The organism is Brevundimonas sp. UBA7506, assembly GCF_002479495.1.
Classification (GTDB): domain Bacteria; phylum Pseudomonadota; class Alphaproteobacteria; order Caulobacterales; family Caulobacteraceae; genus Brevundimonas.
This window is the reverse complement of the sequence record NZ_DLNQ01000015.1, coordinates 436,101-450,751: the sequence shown is the minus strand read 5'-3', so window position 1 is coordinate 450,751 and position 14,651 is coordinate 436,101. Positions and strand designations below refer to the sequence as shown.

The window sequence follows — 14,651 nt, the reverse complement described above, 5'->3', positions numbered from 1 at the left end:
TCAAGCAGCGAGGCGCCGCGCGCCAAGCGATAGGGACCCTAGAAGCAAGAGAGACATTCATGGCCGACGCCTACATCTACGACGCCGTGCGCACCCCGCGCGGCAAGGGCAAGAAGGACGGGTCCCTGCACGAGATCACCGCCCTGTCCCTGGCGACGCAGGTGCTGGAGGCGATCCGCGACCGCAACGGCCTGGACACCTCCAAGGTGGACGACGTCATCCTCGGCTGCGTCTCGCCGGTGGGCGAGCAGGGCGCCGACATCGCCCGCACCGCCGTGCTGAACGCCGGCTGGGCCCAGACCACGGCGGGCGTGCAGATCAACCGCTTCTGCGCCTCGGGCCTGGAAGCCGTGAACATGGCCGCCGCCAAGGTGAAATCCGGCGAGGCCGACTTCGCCGTCGGCGGCGGCGTCGAGGCCATGAGCCGCGTGCCGATGGGCTCGGACGGCGGCGCCTGGCCGGTGGACCCGTCCTCGGCCTTCTCGACCTATTTCGTGCCGCAAGGCGTCTCGGCCGACATGATCGCCACCAAGTGGGGCTTCAGCCGCGCCGACGTGGACGCCTATTCGGTCGAGAGCCACAAGCGTTCGGCCCAGTCCTGGGCCGAGGGCCGCTTCAGCAAGTCGGTCATCCCTGTTCTGGACCAGCTGGGCCTGGTCCGCCTGGACCATGACGAGACCATTCGTCCGAACACGGACATGCAGACGCTCGGCGCCCTGAACGCCTCCTTCGCCATGATGGGCGAAATGGCCTTCGACAGCGTAATCAACCAGCGCTACCCCGAGGTCGAACGCGTCAACCACGTCCACACGCCGGGCAACTCCTCGGGCATCGTCGACGGTTCGGCGGGCGTCCTGATCGGCTCGCTGGAAGCCGGCAAGGCCTTGGGCCTGAAGCCGCGCGCCAAGATCCGCGGCGCCGCCTCGATCGGCTCGGAGCCGTCGATCATGCTGACCGGCCCGGAGTTCGTGACCAACAAGCTGCTGGGTCGTCTGGGCATGAAGTCCACCGACATCGATCTCTATGAGCTGAACGAGGCCTTCGCCGCCGTGGTCCTGCGCTACATGCAGGCGCTGGACATTCCGCACGACAAGATCAACGTCTGCGGCGGCGCCATCGCCATGGGCCACCCGCTGGGCGCCACCGGCGCCATGATCACCGGCGTGGTGCTGGACGAGCTGGAACGCTCGGACAAGGAAACCGCCCTCATCACCCTGTGCATCGGCGGCGGCATGGGCACCGCCACCGTCATCGAACGCGTCTGATCCGGGAGCGACTGACCATGGAAAACTTCAAGATCGATGTGGACGCCGACGGCGTCGCCCTGATCACCTTCGACGTCCCCGGGCGCTCGATGAACACCCTGACCTCGTCCGTCATGGCCGAGATCCCGCAGCTGGTGAAACGCATCAAGACCGACGACGCCATCAAGGGCGCGGTCCTGACCTCGGGCAAGGCCTCGGGCTTCTGCGCCGGAGCGGACCTGGGCGACATCGCCGGAGGCATGATCGGCGGCGCCAGCCTGCAGGACGCCTATGACGCCGGCTGGAAGATGAACGGCGCCCTGCGCGCGCTGGAAACCTGCGGCAAGCCGGTGGCCGCGGCCATCAACGGCCTGGCGCTCGGCGGCGGGCTCGAACTCACCCTGGCCTGCCACTATCGCGTGGTCGAGAACGACAACAAGATCCAGTTGGGCCTGCCCGAGATCAAGGTCGGCCTCTTCCCCGGCGGCGGCGGCACCCAGCGCCTGACGCGTCTGGTCGGCGTCCAGGCCGCCATGATGGCCATGACCGAGGGCAAGTCCTTCCGCCCCAATGACGCCAAGGGCGCGGGCATCGTCCACGAGATCGCCGAAAAGGGTCAGTCGGTCGAGGCCGCCAAGACCTGGATCAGGAACGGCGGCAAGGCCGTGCAGCCCTGGGACGACAAGGGCTTCAAACTGCCCGGCGGCGGCCCCTACCATCCGGCGGGCATCCAGAACTTCCTGGTCGGCAATGCGATGATCCGCAAGCAGACCTACGGCAACTATCCGGCCGCGACCAACCTGATGAAGGCCGTCTACGAGGGCGTTCAGGTGCCGATGGACGCGGCGCTCCGCATCGAGACCCGATACTTCATCAAGACCCTGATGACGCCGCAGGCCCAGGCCATGATCCGCAGCCTCTTCCTGTCCAAGCAGGAACTGGACAAGGGCGCCGTGCGTCCGGCGGGCGTGCCCAAGTCGGACGCCAAGAAGGTCACGGTGCTGGGCGCCGGCATGATGGGCGCGGGCGTGGCCTATGTGCAGGTCATGGCCGGCATCGAGACCGTCCTGATCGACCAGACCCAGGAAGCCGCCGACAAGGGCAAGGCCCACGTCGAGGACCTGCTGAAGAAGCGTCTGTCGCGCGGCCAGATGACCCAGGAGAAGTTCGACGCCACCCTGGCCCTGGTCACGGCGACGACGGACTATGATCACATCAAGGGGTCGGACCTGGTCATCGAGGCCGTGTTCGAAAACCGCGAGATCAAGGCCGACGTGACCAAACGCGCCGAGGCGCAACTGGCCGAAGGCGCCGTCTTCGGCTCCAACACCTCGACCCTGCCGATCACCGGCCTGGCCGAGGCCTCGGTTCGTCCCGAGGACTTCATCGGCATCCACTTCTTCTCGCCCGTCGACAAGATGATGCTGGTCGAAATCATCCTCGGCGAAAAGACCGGGCCGGCCGCCATCGCCAAGGCCATCGACTACGTCCTGAAGATCAAGAAGACCCCGATCGTCGTGAATGACAGCCGCGGCTTCTACACCTCGCGCTGCTTCTCCACCTTCCTGATGGAAGGCATGGCCATGCTCGAGGAAGGCTACGCCCCGGCCCTGATCGACAACGTCGGTCGCATGACCGGCATGCCGCGCGGCCCGCTGGAGATGCACGACGACGTCGCTCTGGACCTGTCCTACAAGATCGCCAAGCAGACGGCGATCGACCTGGGCGACGCCTATGTCCCGTCGGAAGGCGCCGACATCGTCGCCAAGATGGTCGAGGGCGGTCGTTACGGCCGCAAGAACGGCAAGGGCTTCTACGACTATGACACCAAGCCCAAGACCCTGTGGACGGGCCTGTCGGAACTGGCCCCGGTCAAGTTCGACGATTCGACCCCGGAACTGGTCGACGAGCTGAAGACGCGCCTGCTCTATCGTCAGGCCGTCGAGGTCGCCCGCTGCTGGGCCGAGGGCGTCATCGACGACCCGCGCGAAGCCGATCTGGGCGCCATCCTGGGCTGGGGCTTCGCCCCCTGGTCGGGCGGCCCGATCACCCTGATCGACCAGACCGGCCTGAAAGCCTTCGTCGAGACCGCCGACCGCCTGACCGCCACCTACGGCGACCGCTTCAAGGTGCCGGAACTGCTGCGTGAGATGGCCGCCAAGGGCGAGACCTTCTACGGCCGCTTCGCGCCGGAGAAGAAGGCCGCCTGATCGGGTTGGCTTCGGACTGAAATGGAAAGGGCGGCTCCTTCGAGCCGCCCTTTTCTTTTTGCGCTACGCTCGCGACGCGGTCGCTCGCTGCTTGAGCGCGCGCCCTCGTCATCCCGGAAAGCGCGCAGCGCTTATCCGGCACCGCAGGAAGCGCCGGCGTCTCGGGCGGTCACGGCTCTGCGCTTCGCTGCGGCCGGGATGACGGCTGGGAGATAGCGCTCAAGCAGCGAACCGCCGCACGGCGAGCGATAGCGCCCAGAAGAGATGCCCTATCTGCTCCTGAACACCCGCGACGCCGCATAGCCCGTCAGGGCCGCCAGGAAGACGCACAGCACGCCGTAGGACCACGGCCGCCGATGGGCGAACTCATAGATGTCGCGTTCCAGCCCGACCTTCTCGACCGTTAGGGTCAGGTTGGACACCGACACCGGCGCCCCCTCCTGAAACAGCCAGACCTCGGCGTAGTATTTGCCGGTCGGGGCCACGGCCGGCAACTCGACCTCGGCGCGGAACAGGCCCTTGTCGACGAACTGCACCCCGTCGGGATCGGTGTTGTAGAGGGCCGCCGCCTCCTTCAGACGGATCACGGCGCGACGCCAGTCGAGATAGTTCTCGCCCAAGCGGCTGACCACCACGTCGCGCACGCCATAGCGGGTGACCGTGCGGCTTTCCTGCGGGGCGTCGATGCGCAGGTGATCGACGCCGACGCCCAGACGGCGCAGCTGGCCGAAGTCTGCGATGTCGCTCAGCGGCCGGGTCGAGGCGGTCATGTAAAAGCCGGGCGCGCCCTCGAACAGAACCGGGCGGCTGTTCAGCCAGACGCCCATGTTGCGCGTCTTCTTGACCAGACGCACCGGGGCATCCGGCCCGCGCACCACCACCACCACGTCGGCTGGGCTGTCGGTCGCATTGAACACCGCGCCATAGAGGACGATGGAGGCGCCGCGGAAGCTGGAGTCCACCTTGACCTGGGCGTCGGTCAGGGCGGCGGCGACGCGCACCTCGCCCTCGGTGGCGACCGAGCGCTCGATCATTCCGGGCGACGCGGGTGCGACGACGGGCGCGGGTTCGGGCGGCAGGGCCTGGAACATCAGTCCCCCACTCCCGGCGCCAGCAGGAAGAGGTCGCTGGGCCGCACGAACAGCTCCAGCCCCATCTGGATGCCGACCAGCAGGACGATCAGGCCGAGCGCCGCACGCATCTCCTCGGCGCGGAAGCGGCCCGACAACCTGGCCCCGAACTGGGCGCCGACCACCCCGCCCAGCAGCAGGATGGTCGACAGAACGATATCCACCGTCTGGTTGCGCCCGGCCTGCAGGATGGTGGTGATGGCCGTGGTGATGATGATCTGGAACAGGCTTGTGCCCACCACGACGCTGGCCCGCATCCGCAGCACATAGAGCATGGCGGGCACCAGGATGAAGCCGCCGCCCACCCCCATGATGGCCGACAGGATGCCCGCGAAGACGCCGAGGCCGAAGGGCGGAATGGCGCTGATGTAGAGCCCCGAACGCGGGAAGCGCATCCGGAACGGCAGGCCGTACAGCCACAGGGGGCGACGGCGTTCCTTCCGTTCCGGGGTCTCGCCGCGCACCCGGTGCAGGATCTGCGTCAGGCTTTCGTACAGCATCATGCTGCCAATCGAGCCGAGGAAGATCAGATAGGACAGGGCCACGACCAGATCGGCCTGCCCCAGCAGGCGCAGGTAGCGGAACAGCTCGACCCCCGCGAGCGCGCCCAGGGCCCCGCCCACGGCCATGATGCCGCCGATGCGGTAGTCGACCGCCTTCATGCCGGAATAGCGGATCACGCCCGAGGTCGAGGAGGCGACGACGTGGCTGGCCTGGCTGGCGACGGCCACGGTCGGGGGGATGCCCATGAAGACCAGAACCGGCGCCATCAGGAAGCCGCCGCCGATGCCGAACAGGCCCGAGACAAAGCCGACCAGCGCGCCCAGCATCACCAGGAACGGCCAGTTCACCGAAACCTCGGCGATCGGCAGGTAAATATCCACGGCACGCGCCTTCGGCTGGAAGGGAACGCAGAACAGCGCCGGTAAGGCGACTAGACTTCTGGTCTTAGCGAGCGCCGCGGCGAACCGCCACCCCCGCCGCCGTTTCGATGCGTCGCGTTACGCGACCGGATCGACCGTGAAAGCGTCGGCGGCCTCGCGCGCCGCGCGGCGCGTCTCGGCCGGGGTCAGAGGCGTCAGCCGCTGCACCGCCGCCAGAGCCTGCTGGTCGCCGCGACGGGCCGCGATCATGTACCACTTGAAGGCCTCGGTCGCGTTCGGCGCCACGCCCTCGTCGCCTTTCTCGTAAAGACGCGCGACGTTGTACTGGCTGTCGACGCGGCCGGCCTCGGCGGCCTTCTTGAGCCAGGCCAGGGCCTCGACCCGGTTCCGCGCCCCGCCTTCACCGTCATAGAGCTGCATGGCGTAGTAGTGCATGGCCCGAGGCTCCCCGCCCTCGGCCGCGCGGCGCGCCCAGGCGCGAGCCTCGACCGGATCAGGGACCAAGCCGGCGCCGCCGTCCTGATAGAGGCCGGCCAGACGCAGCTGCGCCGGGCCATAGCCCAGATCGGCCGCCCGCTTCAGGGTTTCCAGACCACTGTCATCGCCGTTGTCGATCAACTGCACGCCACGCTCATAAAGGGCCGCGCCCTCGGTCGCCGCCACATCGGGCGACGGCACGGCCTCGGTCGGGGTGGTGCTGAGAGCGACAGCGGCGATCGGGGCCGTCGAGGTTGCAGCTTCCGGCGCCTGACCACCCGCCAGAGTCGTAAGGTCCGGCAGGATCAGACCCGATCCTTCAGCCAGTTGCAGCGAGGCGTAGCCGCCGCCCATCACCAGGGCCGCCACGGCCGAGGCCCCCAGGGCCTTGCGCATGGTCGAGCCTTCGCGGCTGGCCTGCTTGTCCAGGCGTTCCTGCAGCTTGGACTTGCCCCCGCGCTTCAGGCCGAAACCCTTGCGGGGGGCTTCGTCGGCGCCGGACATCGCGGCGCGCGCGGCGTCCAGAGCATCGCGGGTCGAGGCGCGCCCTGCAGCGGCGCCGGCCTTCAAGGCGCCGGGATCGATAAAATCTATCTCCGCCGAAAAGCCGTCATCCTCGCTCTCGGGCCCATCGACAAGGGGCGGCAAGCCGCCGACGGCCGTCTGATCGGGTTCGGCCAGGATATCGCTGACGTCGGCGCCGCCGAAGTCCTTGGCCGCATCGGCGAAGATCGGATCAGCGAGCGCCGGCTCGACCTCATCCATCGCATCCAGCGACGCCATGCCGAAGCGCGCGCGCTCAGGGCTGGAGCCGAACAGGGCCGCCGGGGTCTCGATCTCCTCGCTCGGCGCGTTCAGTTCGACATCCAGCGGGTCGGCGAAAACCGGCTCGGGATCACGAACCGCCGGCGTCGGGAAAGGGGCCGCGTCCAGCAGGCCGCCCAGGGTGTCGTCGGACCAGATTTCAGCGGCTGTATCGGCGAAAGCGGCGGCGCGCCAGTCGCCGACGGGGCTCTCCGCGGGGCTCCAGGGGGTCGGCTCCGGGCTTTCCAGCGGCGTCTCGCGCCGACCGCTGCGAGCGCCGCGCTGCTCAATGCTGTCACGCGCCTCGGCCAGGAGGCGAGCCGTGCGCTCCTCGCTCTGGCGCATCCGCTCGCCCAGTTCGCCCGAGGCGCGGTCGTGGCGCTGCTCGATCTTGTCGGCGCTCTCCGTCAGACGACGACCGATGTCGTCCAGAGCCTGGGCCGAACGCCGCTCGGACTGGGCGATGCGCTCGCTGAGGCGATCCGAGATGCGGGTGATCTCGCCGCCCAGACGCTCCAGCGCCAGGGCGTGCTGATCGTCGGACCGCGTCATCCGCTGATCCATCGCCTGGACGTGACGCTGCATCTCGCGATCCAGCTTCTCGTTCAGTTCGCGCCCGAGCGTCGCCACATCCGCCGCCGCGCCGCCGGCCTCGACCTTCTCGACGCGCAAGTTCAGGTTCTGGGCGATGCGCAGGACCTCGCGGCCCATGGCTTCGACGGCGTCGGCCGAGCGCTGCTCGGAAGCGCGCGTCTGGTCGCCGACGGCGGCCAGAGCCCGCTCGATGCGGTCCACCCGGCCTTCGGTTTCGGCCACGTCGAGTCGACGCATCATTTCGACCCGGCTGCCCTCGACCTGACGCGTCAGGGTCTCGGCCAGTTTTTCGAAGCGCGCGGATTCGCGGGCGTGTTCAGGCTCGATGCGGCTTTCGGCTTCGCGCAGGCGCAGATCCAGGGCGGCGAAGGAGCGCTCCAGCCCCTTCAGGGCCTCCGAGGTCCGGGCCTGAGCCTCGTCCAGACGGGCGCCGACCTGGGCCAGGACGTCCGTGCCAGGTCCGGGTCCAGCGGCCTGCTCGACCGCCTCCATGCGCGCGCGCAGGTCTCCGATGGTGGTGCGCTGACGCTCGTCGAGATCGAACAGACGACTGGAGACGGCGCCGAGGGCGGCGTCCAGCTTGGCCAGGCCCTCGTCGGTCCTGGGACCGACTTCCTGCTCGAAGCGACGCAAGCGCTTATGGCCTTCGCGCAGTTCATCGGCGATGTCATCGATGCGGCGCGCATAGCCCAGCCCGATCTCGTCCTGAGCTTCCATCCGGCGAACCAGACCGGCCACGGCCTGGTCGATGCCCTGGATGGCGACGGTCGAGCGACGCTCGGCGGCTTCCAGCCGCCCCGCGATGATTTCAAGCGAGGCGCCGACGCGCCGGTTGTCTTCCTCGACGCCATAGACGTCGTCCAGACGACGCGAGCGGCTGCGGCGGTCATAGGGGTCGGGAATAGGCGTGCGGCGGGGCAAGGGCGTGACGCCCTCGTCCTCGTCGGGATCGTCCATGATCATGGAATTCAGCCACTCGCCCAGAGTCATTCCTGAGCGGCGCGCAAGGTCCTTGGCGATCTCGCGAGCCTTGGGGTCGATCCCCTTCACGCTCCACGGCGCTGCTGCGCTCACTGATTCGCCTCCCGAGCCTTTGTGGGACGCTACCGCTCCAGATCAAGCGTGTAAACGTGTCGTTAACCGCAATATCTGGCGCCTGGGCGAGGGAATCACCGGCGACGATTGATCGCGACCGAGCGCTTTTCAGGCTGACATGGTTAATGTCGCGTTTAGATTCATCGTCTTGCGGATTCCCGCCTTGCGAAGCGGCGCCCCAGGCGCCAACTGCCCTCGCCATGAGCCCTTCACTGACCCTGGCCCTGCTGGCCGCCTCGACGGCTGTCGCCGTCCTCTCCGGCTGGCGCGGCGCACGGCCGCCGGACCTGTCAAAAGGACCGCGCATGATGCCGTGGCGGTTCATCATGCTGGTCGCTGGGGCGTTGACCTTCCTGCTGCTGATCCACCTGGCCACGGTGCTGAGCGGACGCACCTTCCCGACGCCCTACTGAGGCGTGGCGCGATAGCGACGCGACGGAGGGGCGTCTCAACGGCAGACGCTTGCGTCGCCCCCCTCCACCGCTACGCGGTCCCCCTCCCCATTTCATGGGGAGGAAAGCCAAAGCTGCCCTCAAGCAGCCTCGCCCCGCGGGCGAGGCGTTAGGGCCTCTTCTTCAAAAAGGCAGGCGACTTTCAGTCGCCGCCGAAACACCAGGCGAGCACCGCCTTCTGAGCGTGGATGCGGTTCTCTGCCTCGTCCCAGATCAACGAGCGCGGGCCGTCGATGACGGCGTCCGTCACCTCTTCGCCGCGGTGGGCGGGCAGGCAGTGCAGGAAGACGGCCTCGTCGTTGGCCAGGCCCATCAAGGCCTCGTCGACCGTATAGGGCTCGAAGGCCGCCAGGCGCGCCTCATAGTCCTGATCGCCCATCGAGACCCAGGTGTCGGTGACCACCACGTCGGCGCCGACCACGGCCTCGCGCGGGTCGCTGGTCAGGTGGACGTGGGCGCCGCCCTTTTCCAGATCGCGCAGGTCGGGGTGGTATTCCGCCGGGCAGGCCACGTTCAGGCGGAAGCCGAACTTGGCCGCCGCGTGCATGAAGCTGTGGCAGACGTTGTTGCCGTCGCCGACCCAGGCGATGGTCTTGCCCGTCACCGGCCCCATGTGCTCCTCGATCGTCAGCAGGTCGGCCAGGATCTGGCACGGGTGGCTGCGGTCGGTCAGGCCGTTGACCACCGGCACGGTCGAGACGCGGGCGAAGCGCTCGACATCCTCATGGTTGTTGGCGCGGATCATCACGGCGTCGACCATGCGCGACAGGACCTTGGCCGTGTCCTCGACCGGCTCGCCGCGGCCCAGTTGCATGTCCGAGGCGGTGGCGATGATGGCCGAGCCGCCCAGCTGACGAATGGCGGCGTCGAAGCTGAAGCGGGTGCGCGTCGAGTTCTTCTCGAAGATCATGGCCAGGACGCGGTCCTTGCCCGGCGCATCGGCGTCGGGACGCCCCTGGGGCCAGCCCTTGCGCGCCTGTTTGCGAGCGTGGGCGTCGTCCAGGATGGCGCGCAGGTCGGCGGCGTCGAGCCGGTGAATGTCGAGGAAGTGACGGACCATCTCAGGTCTCCGTGGTCAAAGGCGTCAGCCGGGCTGGGGCGATCAGGCCGCCAGCTTCGTCCGAGCGAACTCGCAGGCGATTTCAAACTTCTCGACGGCCTCGCGGGCCTCTTCGAGGGTGATGTTCAGCGGCGGAAGGATGCGGACCAGGTTGTCGCCGCCGCCGGCGACCAGCAGCCGGGCCTCGTCGCGGGCCCAGCCCATGAAGTCGCGGTTGTTGGGGACCAGCTTGACGCCCACCAGCAGACCCTTGCCGCGGACCTCGACGATCACGTCGGGGAAGCGCTCGGCCAGGCCGTGCAGCTGCTGCTTCAGATAGCCGGCGACCTCGTTGACGTTGGCGATGATCGCGTCCGACGACACCTCGGCGAAGGCGGCCTGCCCCACGGCCATGGCCAGGGGGTTGCCGCCGAAGGTCGAGCCGTGGGCGCCGACCGTCATGCCCTTAGCCGCTTCGGCCGTCGCCAGGCAGGCGCCGATGGGGAAGCCGCCGCCCAGGGCCTTGGCCACCGCCATGATGTCCGGGGTCATGCCGGCCCATTCGTGCGCCCACAGCTTGCCGGTCCGGCCCATGCCGCACTGGACCTCGTCGAAAATGATCAGGACGCCGTACTGGTCGGCCATGTCGCGCATCCAGCGCAGGTCGGCCTCGGGCGTCGAGCGGCAGCCGCCCTCGCCCTGCACCGGCTCCAGAATGATGGCCGCCGTATTCGGGTTTTCAAAAGCCGCCATCAGGGCCGCCTTGTCGCCCCAGACCAGTTGATGGAAGCCTTCCATCTTGGGCCCGAAGCCCTCGGTGTAGCTGGGATTGGCGGCGGCGTTGATGGCGCCATAGGTGCGGCCGTGGAACGAGCCGTCAAAGCCGTAGATGTCGATGCGTTCCGGCTGGCCGTTGGCCGAGTGGAACTTGCGCGCCGTCTTCAGGGCGCACTCGACGGCCTCGGTGCCCGAGTTGGTGAAGAAGACCACGTCGGCGAAAGACTTTTCGCACAGGGCGTCGGCCAGGGCGTCCTGGCCCGGAATCTTGAAGATGTTCGAGACGTGCCACAGCTTCTCGGCCTGATCCTTGACCGCCTGCACCAGCTTGGGGTGGGCGTGACCCAGGGCGTTGGTCGAGATGCCCGAGACGCAGTCCAGATACTCAGTGCCATCGGTCGACCACAGTCGGACGCCCTGGCCGCGCTCCACTTCCAGCGGCGCGCGATTGTAGACACCCATCAGATGACCGGACACAGGCAGACTCCATAAAGAGCGACGGCCCCGCAACCTTGGCTGCGGGACCGCTTTGAAAAAGGCGACGAACTTGTCGGGCGCTATTCCGGCTTAGTCAACACCACGCCGGGCGCGATTTCAGCGCAGGTGCGCGTCCAGCTTCTGGATCAGGGCGGCATAGGTCGCGCCGGCCGTGGCGATGGTCGCGCCCTCGACGGCCTCGACGGCGTCATCCTTGGTGTGGATCACGCGGAAGACCTTGGGCGTGAAGCCCTCGGCCAGCCCCTTGTCCTCGCCGCCGTTGAAGGCCAGCCACATCTGGTGGGCGCCGACTTCGTCCTGGAAGCCCAGCGACACCACCGGCGCGCCGGCGGCCGAGAAGGCGCGGTCGTCCGACGGCGGATAGACGGGGAAGCCGACGCACTGCATGGCGCGCTCGGCGCACAGCTCCTGAACGGCGCGCGTGACGAAGGCCGACTGCGCCCCGTTGTTCTGGCCGTACATCATGGCGTCGCCATAGGCGGCGACGTCCGAGTTGACCACGGCGGCGACATTGGCGACGCCGTGCGCCTCGATCCACTTGCGCGCGCCGATCAGGCCCAGCTCCTCCTGGTCGAAGAAGATGACTCGCACGCGGTGCGACAGCGGCTTGTCCTTCAGGATCTTGGCGGCCTCGATCAGGGCCACCACCGACCCGGCGTTATCGACCACGCCTTGCGACATGGTCCCGTCGCGCAGCTTCACCGCGTCATAGTGGGCGGTCAGCAGGATTTCCTTGGGACCATCCCCGATCGTCACGACGACGTTGGAGCCCTGCATCGGACCGGCGCGACCGCCGCCCTCGAAGGTCTCGACGGTCGGGTTGAAGCCCGCGGCGCGCAGCTGGGTCAGCAGCACGTTCATCCGCTCGGCATTCGACGGCTGGACATAGGCGGCGACCTGGGCCTTCAGCGCCTCGGCGTCCTGCGCCACGACGGGCGTGGACAGGAACGCGACGGCGGCGACAGCGGACGCCAAAGCGGATCGAAACAGCATGAGGACCTCCCAAGCCCCTCCCCGGGGGCGTTCGATCCTGCCTAACGGCTCAGCTCTTCAGGCGCCAGCCCGAACGGAACACCAGCCAGCAGGCCGCGCCCATCAGAACCGTCAGAACAGCGCTCATGACCACGCCGACCATCAGGTTCCCCTCGGCGTGGCCGATGAAGCCCGCCCGGAAGCCGTCGATCAGGTAGAAGAAGGGGTTGAAACGGCTGATGCTGGCGAAGGGCTCAGGCAGGCTGTCGATCAAGTAGAAGGTGCCCGACAGGAAGGTCATCGGCATGACCACGAAGTTCTGCACCGCCGACAGGTGGTCGAACTTCTCGGACCACAGGCCCGCCAGCACGCCGGTCATCCCCATCAGCAGGGAGGCGATCAGGCCGAACCAGACGATCAGGGCCACATTGGCCACGCCCAGCTTGGCGAAGGGCAGGACGCACAGGGCCGTCACCAGACCGACCGCCACCCCGCGCGTCGCCGCGCCCAGGGTGAAGCCGATGGTCAGCTCCAGCGGGCTGAGCGGCGGGGTCAGGAAGTCGGTCGCCGTACCCATGATCTTGGCCTGGATCAGGCTGGACGAAGCATTGGCGAAGGCGTTCTGCAGGATGGCCATCATGATCAGGCCGGGCGCCACGAACTCGGCGAAGGGGGTGCCGTGCAACGGCGGCCGCGCGCCCTTCAAGGCCACCACGAAGACCAGCATGTAGAGCAGGGTCGTCACCACCGGGGCCGCCACGGTCTGGGCGCCCACCTTCCAGAAACGGCGCACCTCGCGCAGGTAGAGGGTGCGCAGGCCGACCCAGTTGATCCCGTCATAGCGACGCGGTTGAGGCAGGCCCGAGGGAGCGGTGGAGGCGAGATCGGTCTTCATAGGCGCCCAGATGCGCCCGCTAAGCTGGTTTCGCAAGGCGCCCGGCGTTCGATGAAGAGACGCAAAACTGATTCAAAACGGGACGTTAACCACACTACATCTGGTTTCTGTGGACAGCTGAATTGCCACATCTTGCGTGTTTTAAGCCCTGCTTTACGATTAGTAGCAGGTCGAGGCGGGGAAATTCGTCGATGACCCAAGATATTGAATCCGATCCCCGGGAGGGTGGCCATGACCGCAGCAAGCTGGACTGAAGACCGCGTCGGCGCGTTGAAGAAGCTCTGGCTGGAAGGCCAGTCGGCCAGCCAGATCGCCAAGACCCTGGGCGGCGGCGTGACCCGCAACGCCGTGATCGGCAAGGTGCACCGCCTGGGCCTGTCGGGCCGCGCCGCGCCGTCGCAACCGGCCCGCACCACCTTCCCCCGCGCCGCTACCCGTCCGCGCCCGGCGGCTCCGGCCGCTACGGCCCAGGCCCCGTCGGCCCCGCGCCGCATCGAGGCCGCCGCGCCGCGTCCGGTCATGGTCGCCCAGCCGGTCGCTCCGGCCCCGACCCCGGAACTGCCCGGCACGGCCACGGTCCTGACCCTCGGCGCCCATATGTGCAAATGGCCGATCGGCGACCCGTCGTCGCGCGAGTTCAGCTTCTGCGGCCGTCGCGCCTCGGAAGGCGTCTATTGCGGCGAACACGCCCGCGTCGCCTACCAGCCCCAGATCCGCAAGGGCGCATCCAAGGACGGCGCCAGCGAACTGGCCCGCAGCCTGCGTCGCTATATCTAAGACCTAAGGGCGCTATCGCTCGCCGCGCGGCGGCTCGCTGCTTGAGCACGCGCGAAGCGCCAGGCCGCGTCGGGTCGAAAGGGCGGAGCCTTTTGACCGCGGCCCGCAAAGAAACTGATTTCGTCCGGCTTGCCGGATGAATTCAGGGGGCTGCGGTTCATCCGGGTTGACGCAGCCCTATCGCCCTCGCCGCAAGGCGGGGGTTTTTCGTTGGGCGCGACACGACAAACTTGCCGTCATCCCGGGGCCGCGCAGCGGAACCCGGGACCCAGACGCCCGACTGCCCCACCGTCGCTTCCAGTCTGACCGCCTGGGTCCCGGATCGGCCCTACGGCCCGTCCGGGATGACAGCGGAGAGAGCATACTAGTTCAACACCCGCCGCGCATCCGGCACATCCAGACTGAACGCGGGGATGGCCGCCTCGAACATTCGCCCGTCGACGTCGGTCATGTAGTAGGCGCCGACCATCGACCCGGACGGCGCGCCCAGCGGACAGCCCGAGGCGTAGGAATAGCTGTCGCCGGCCTCGATCACCGGCTGTTCGCCGACCACGCCCTGACCACGCACTTCCTCGACGTGGCCATAGGCGTCGGTGATGGTCCAGCGCCGCGCCACCAGCTGCACCGGCGATCCGGTCAGGTTGACGATCTCGATCTGATAGGCCCAGACCCAGCGTCCCGCCGCCGGATCCGACTGGGCCGCCAGATAGGAGGGGCGGACGCGGACGACGACGCCTTCGGTTTCGGCGGTATAGGCAGGAGACGCGTGCATAGGCTATATGCAGCCCGCCGACCTCGGGGTT

General features: G+C 68.0%; 12 protein-coding genes. 4 read left to right on the top strand and 8 right to left on the bottom strand.

Translation table 11 applies throughout. The annotated features are described in order from the left end of the window. Window positions 1–59: 59 nt before the first annotated feature. Both B3K53_RS14740 and B3K53_RS14735 read left to right on the top strand, forming a co-directional pair. The gene (locus tag B3K53_RS14740; RefSeq protein WP_292085279.1) at window positions 60–1,265 is read left to right on the top strand and encodes an acetyl-CoA C-acetyltransferase; all 1,206 of its coding nucleotides are present in this window, start codon (window positions 60–62) and stop codon (window positions 1,263–1,265) included. 17 nt (window positions 1,266–1,282) lie between these two features. Then, window positions 1,283–3,454, top strand: a complete 2,172-nt coding sequence (locus B3K53_RS14735) for a 3-hydroxyacyl-CoA dehydrogenase NAD-binding domain-containing protein (protein WP_292085278.1) — start codon at window positions 1,283–1,285, stop codon at window positions 3,452–3,454. A 269-nt stretch (window positions 3,455–3,723) separates the two neighbouring features. Here the strand turns inward: B3K53_RS14735 and B3K53_RS14730 are convergent, their stop codons facing one another. From B3K53_RS14730 to B3K53_RS14720, 3 genes are all read right to left on the bottom strand, one after another. After that, window positions 3,724–4,545: a TIGR02186 family protein gene (locus B3K53_RS14730; RefSeq protein WP_292085277.1), complete on the bottom strand. Its 822-nt coding sequence runs from the start codon at window positions 4,543–4,545 to the stop codon at window positions 3,724–3,726. Continuing rightward, complete coding sequence (locus B3K53_RS14725; RefSeq protein ID WP_292085276.1) at window positions 4,545–5,468, bottom strand: sulfite exporter TauE/SafE family protein; 924 nt, start codon at window positions 5,466–5,468, stop codon at window positions 4,545–4,547. Before B3K53_RS14725 ends, B3K53_RS14730 begins: the two co-directional genes overlap by 1 nt. 117 nt (window positions 5,469–5,585) lie before the next feature. Beyond that, on the bottom strand, window positions 5,586–8,417 hold the full coding sequence (locus B3K53_RS14720; protein ID WP_292085275.1) for an SEL1-like repeat protein: 2,832 nt from the start codon (window positions 8,415–8,417) through the stop codon (window positions 5,586–5,588). A 221-nt stretch (window positions 8,418–8,638) separates the two neighbouring features. On the opposite strand from B3K53_RS14720, the gene B3K53_RS14715 reads away from it, so the two are divergent. Further along, window positions 8,639–8,851, top strand: a complete 213-nt coding sequence (locus B3K53_RS14715) for a hypothetical protein (protein ID WP_292085274.1) — start codon at window positions 8,639–8,641, stop codon at window positions 8,849–8,851. A 181-nt stretch (window positions 8,852–9,032) separates the two neighbouring features. Here the strand turns inward: B3K53_RS14715 and argF are convergent, their stop codons facing one another. The 4 genes from argF to B3K53_RS14695 all read right to left on the bottom strand — a co-directional run bounded on the left by argF (window position 9,033) and on the right by B3K53_RS14695 (window position 13,071). Continuing rightward, window positions 9,033–9,950 (bottom strand): ornithine carbamoyltransferase, encoded by a 918-nt coding sequence (gene argF, locus B3K53_RS14710; protein ID WP_292085273.1) that lies wholly within the window; start codon window positions 9,948–9,950, stop codon window positions 9,033–9,035. Window positions 9,951–9,992: 42 nt separating this feature from the next. Beyond that, window positions 9,993–11,168, bottom strand: a complete 1,176-nt coding sequence (locus B3K53_RS14705; protein ID WP_292085681.1) for an aspartate aminotransferase family protein — start codon at window positions 11,166–11,168, stop codon at window positions 9,993–9,995. Window positions 11,169–11,300: 132 nt separating this feature from the next. Then, complete coding sequence (locus B3K53_RS14700; protein WP_292085270.1) at window positions 11,301–12,197, bottom strand: M20/M25/M40 family metallo-hydrolase; 897 nt, start codon at window positions 12,195–12,197, stop codon at window positions 11,301–11,303. A 49-nt stretch (window positions 12,198–12,246) separates the two neighbouring features. Next, entirely contained in the window at window positions 12,247–13,071 is an 825-nt protein-coding gene (locus B3K53_RS14695) for an ABC transporter permease (RefSeq protein WP_292085268.1), read from the bottom strand. Window positions 13,072–13,302: 231 nt separating this feature from the next. Here B3K53_RS14695 and B3K53_RS14690 point away from each other — a divergent pair, with 231 nt between their 5' ends. Continuing rightward, on the top strand, window positions 13,303–13,848 hold the full coding sequence (locus tag B3K53_RS14690; protein WP_292085266.1) for a GcrA family cell cycle regulator: 546 nt from the start codon (window positions 13,303–13,305) through the stop codon (window positions 13,846–13,848). Between the two features lie 364 nt (window positions 13,849–14,212). Here B3K53_RS14690 and apaG read toward each other — a convergent pair whose 3' ends face one another. Then, a complete protein-coding gene (apaG, locus tag B3K53_RS14685; RefSeq protein WP_292085265.1) occupies window positions 14,213–14,620 on the bottom strand; it encodes a Co2+/Mg2+ efflux protein ApaG in 408 nt (135 codons plus the stop codon). Between the last annotated feature and the right edge of the window lie 31 nt (window positions 14,621–14,651).

Coding starts and splice junctions, on each gene's coding strand:
- B3K53_RS14690 (WP_292085266.1), top strand. CDS start 13,303: ATGACCGCAGCAAGCTGGACTGAAGACCGCGTCGGCGCGTTGAAGAAG.
- apaG (WP_292085265.1), bottom strand. CDS start 14,620: ATGCACGCGTCTCCTGCCTATACCGCCGAAACCGAAGGCGTCGTCGTC.
- B3K53_RS14735 (WP_292085278.1), top strand. CDS start 1,283: ATGGAAAACTTCAAGATCGATGTGGACGCCGACGGCGTCGCCCTGATC.
- B3K53_RS14730 (WP_292085277.1), bottom strand. CDS start 4,545: ATGTTCCAGGCCCTGCCGCCCGAACCCGCGCCCGTCGTCGCACCCGCG.
- B3K53_RS14705 (WP_292085681.1), bottom strand. CDS start 11,168: ATGGGTGTCTACAATCGCGCGCCGCTGGAAGTGGAGCGCGGCCAGGGC.
- B3K53_RS14695 (WP_292085268.1), bottom strand. CDS start 13,071: ATGAAGACCGATCTCGCCTCCACCGCTCCCTCGGGCCTGCCTCAACCG.
- argF (WP_292085273.1), bottom strand. CDS start 9,950: ATGGTCCGTCACTTCCTCGACATTCACCGGCTCGACGCCGCCGACCTG.
- B3K53_RS14715 (WP_292085274.1), top strand. CDS start 8,639: ATGAGCCCTTCACTGACCCTGGCCCTGCTGGCCGCCTCGACGGCTGTC.
- B3K53_RS14740 (WP_292085279.1), top strand. CDS start 60: ATGGCCGACGCCTACATCTACGACGCCGTGCGCACCCCGCGCGGCAAG.
- B3K53_RS14700 (WP_292085270.1), bottom strand. CDS start 12,197: ATGCTGTTTCGATCCGCTTTGGCGTCCGCTGTCGCCGCCGTCGCGTTC.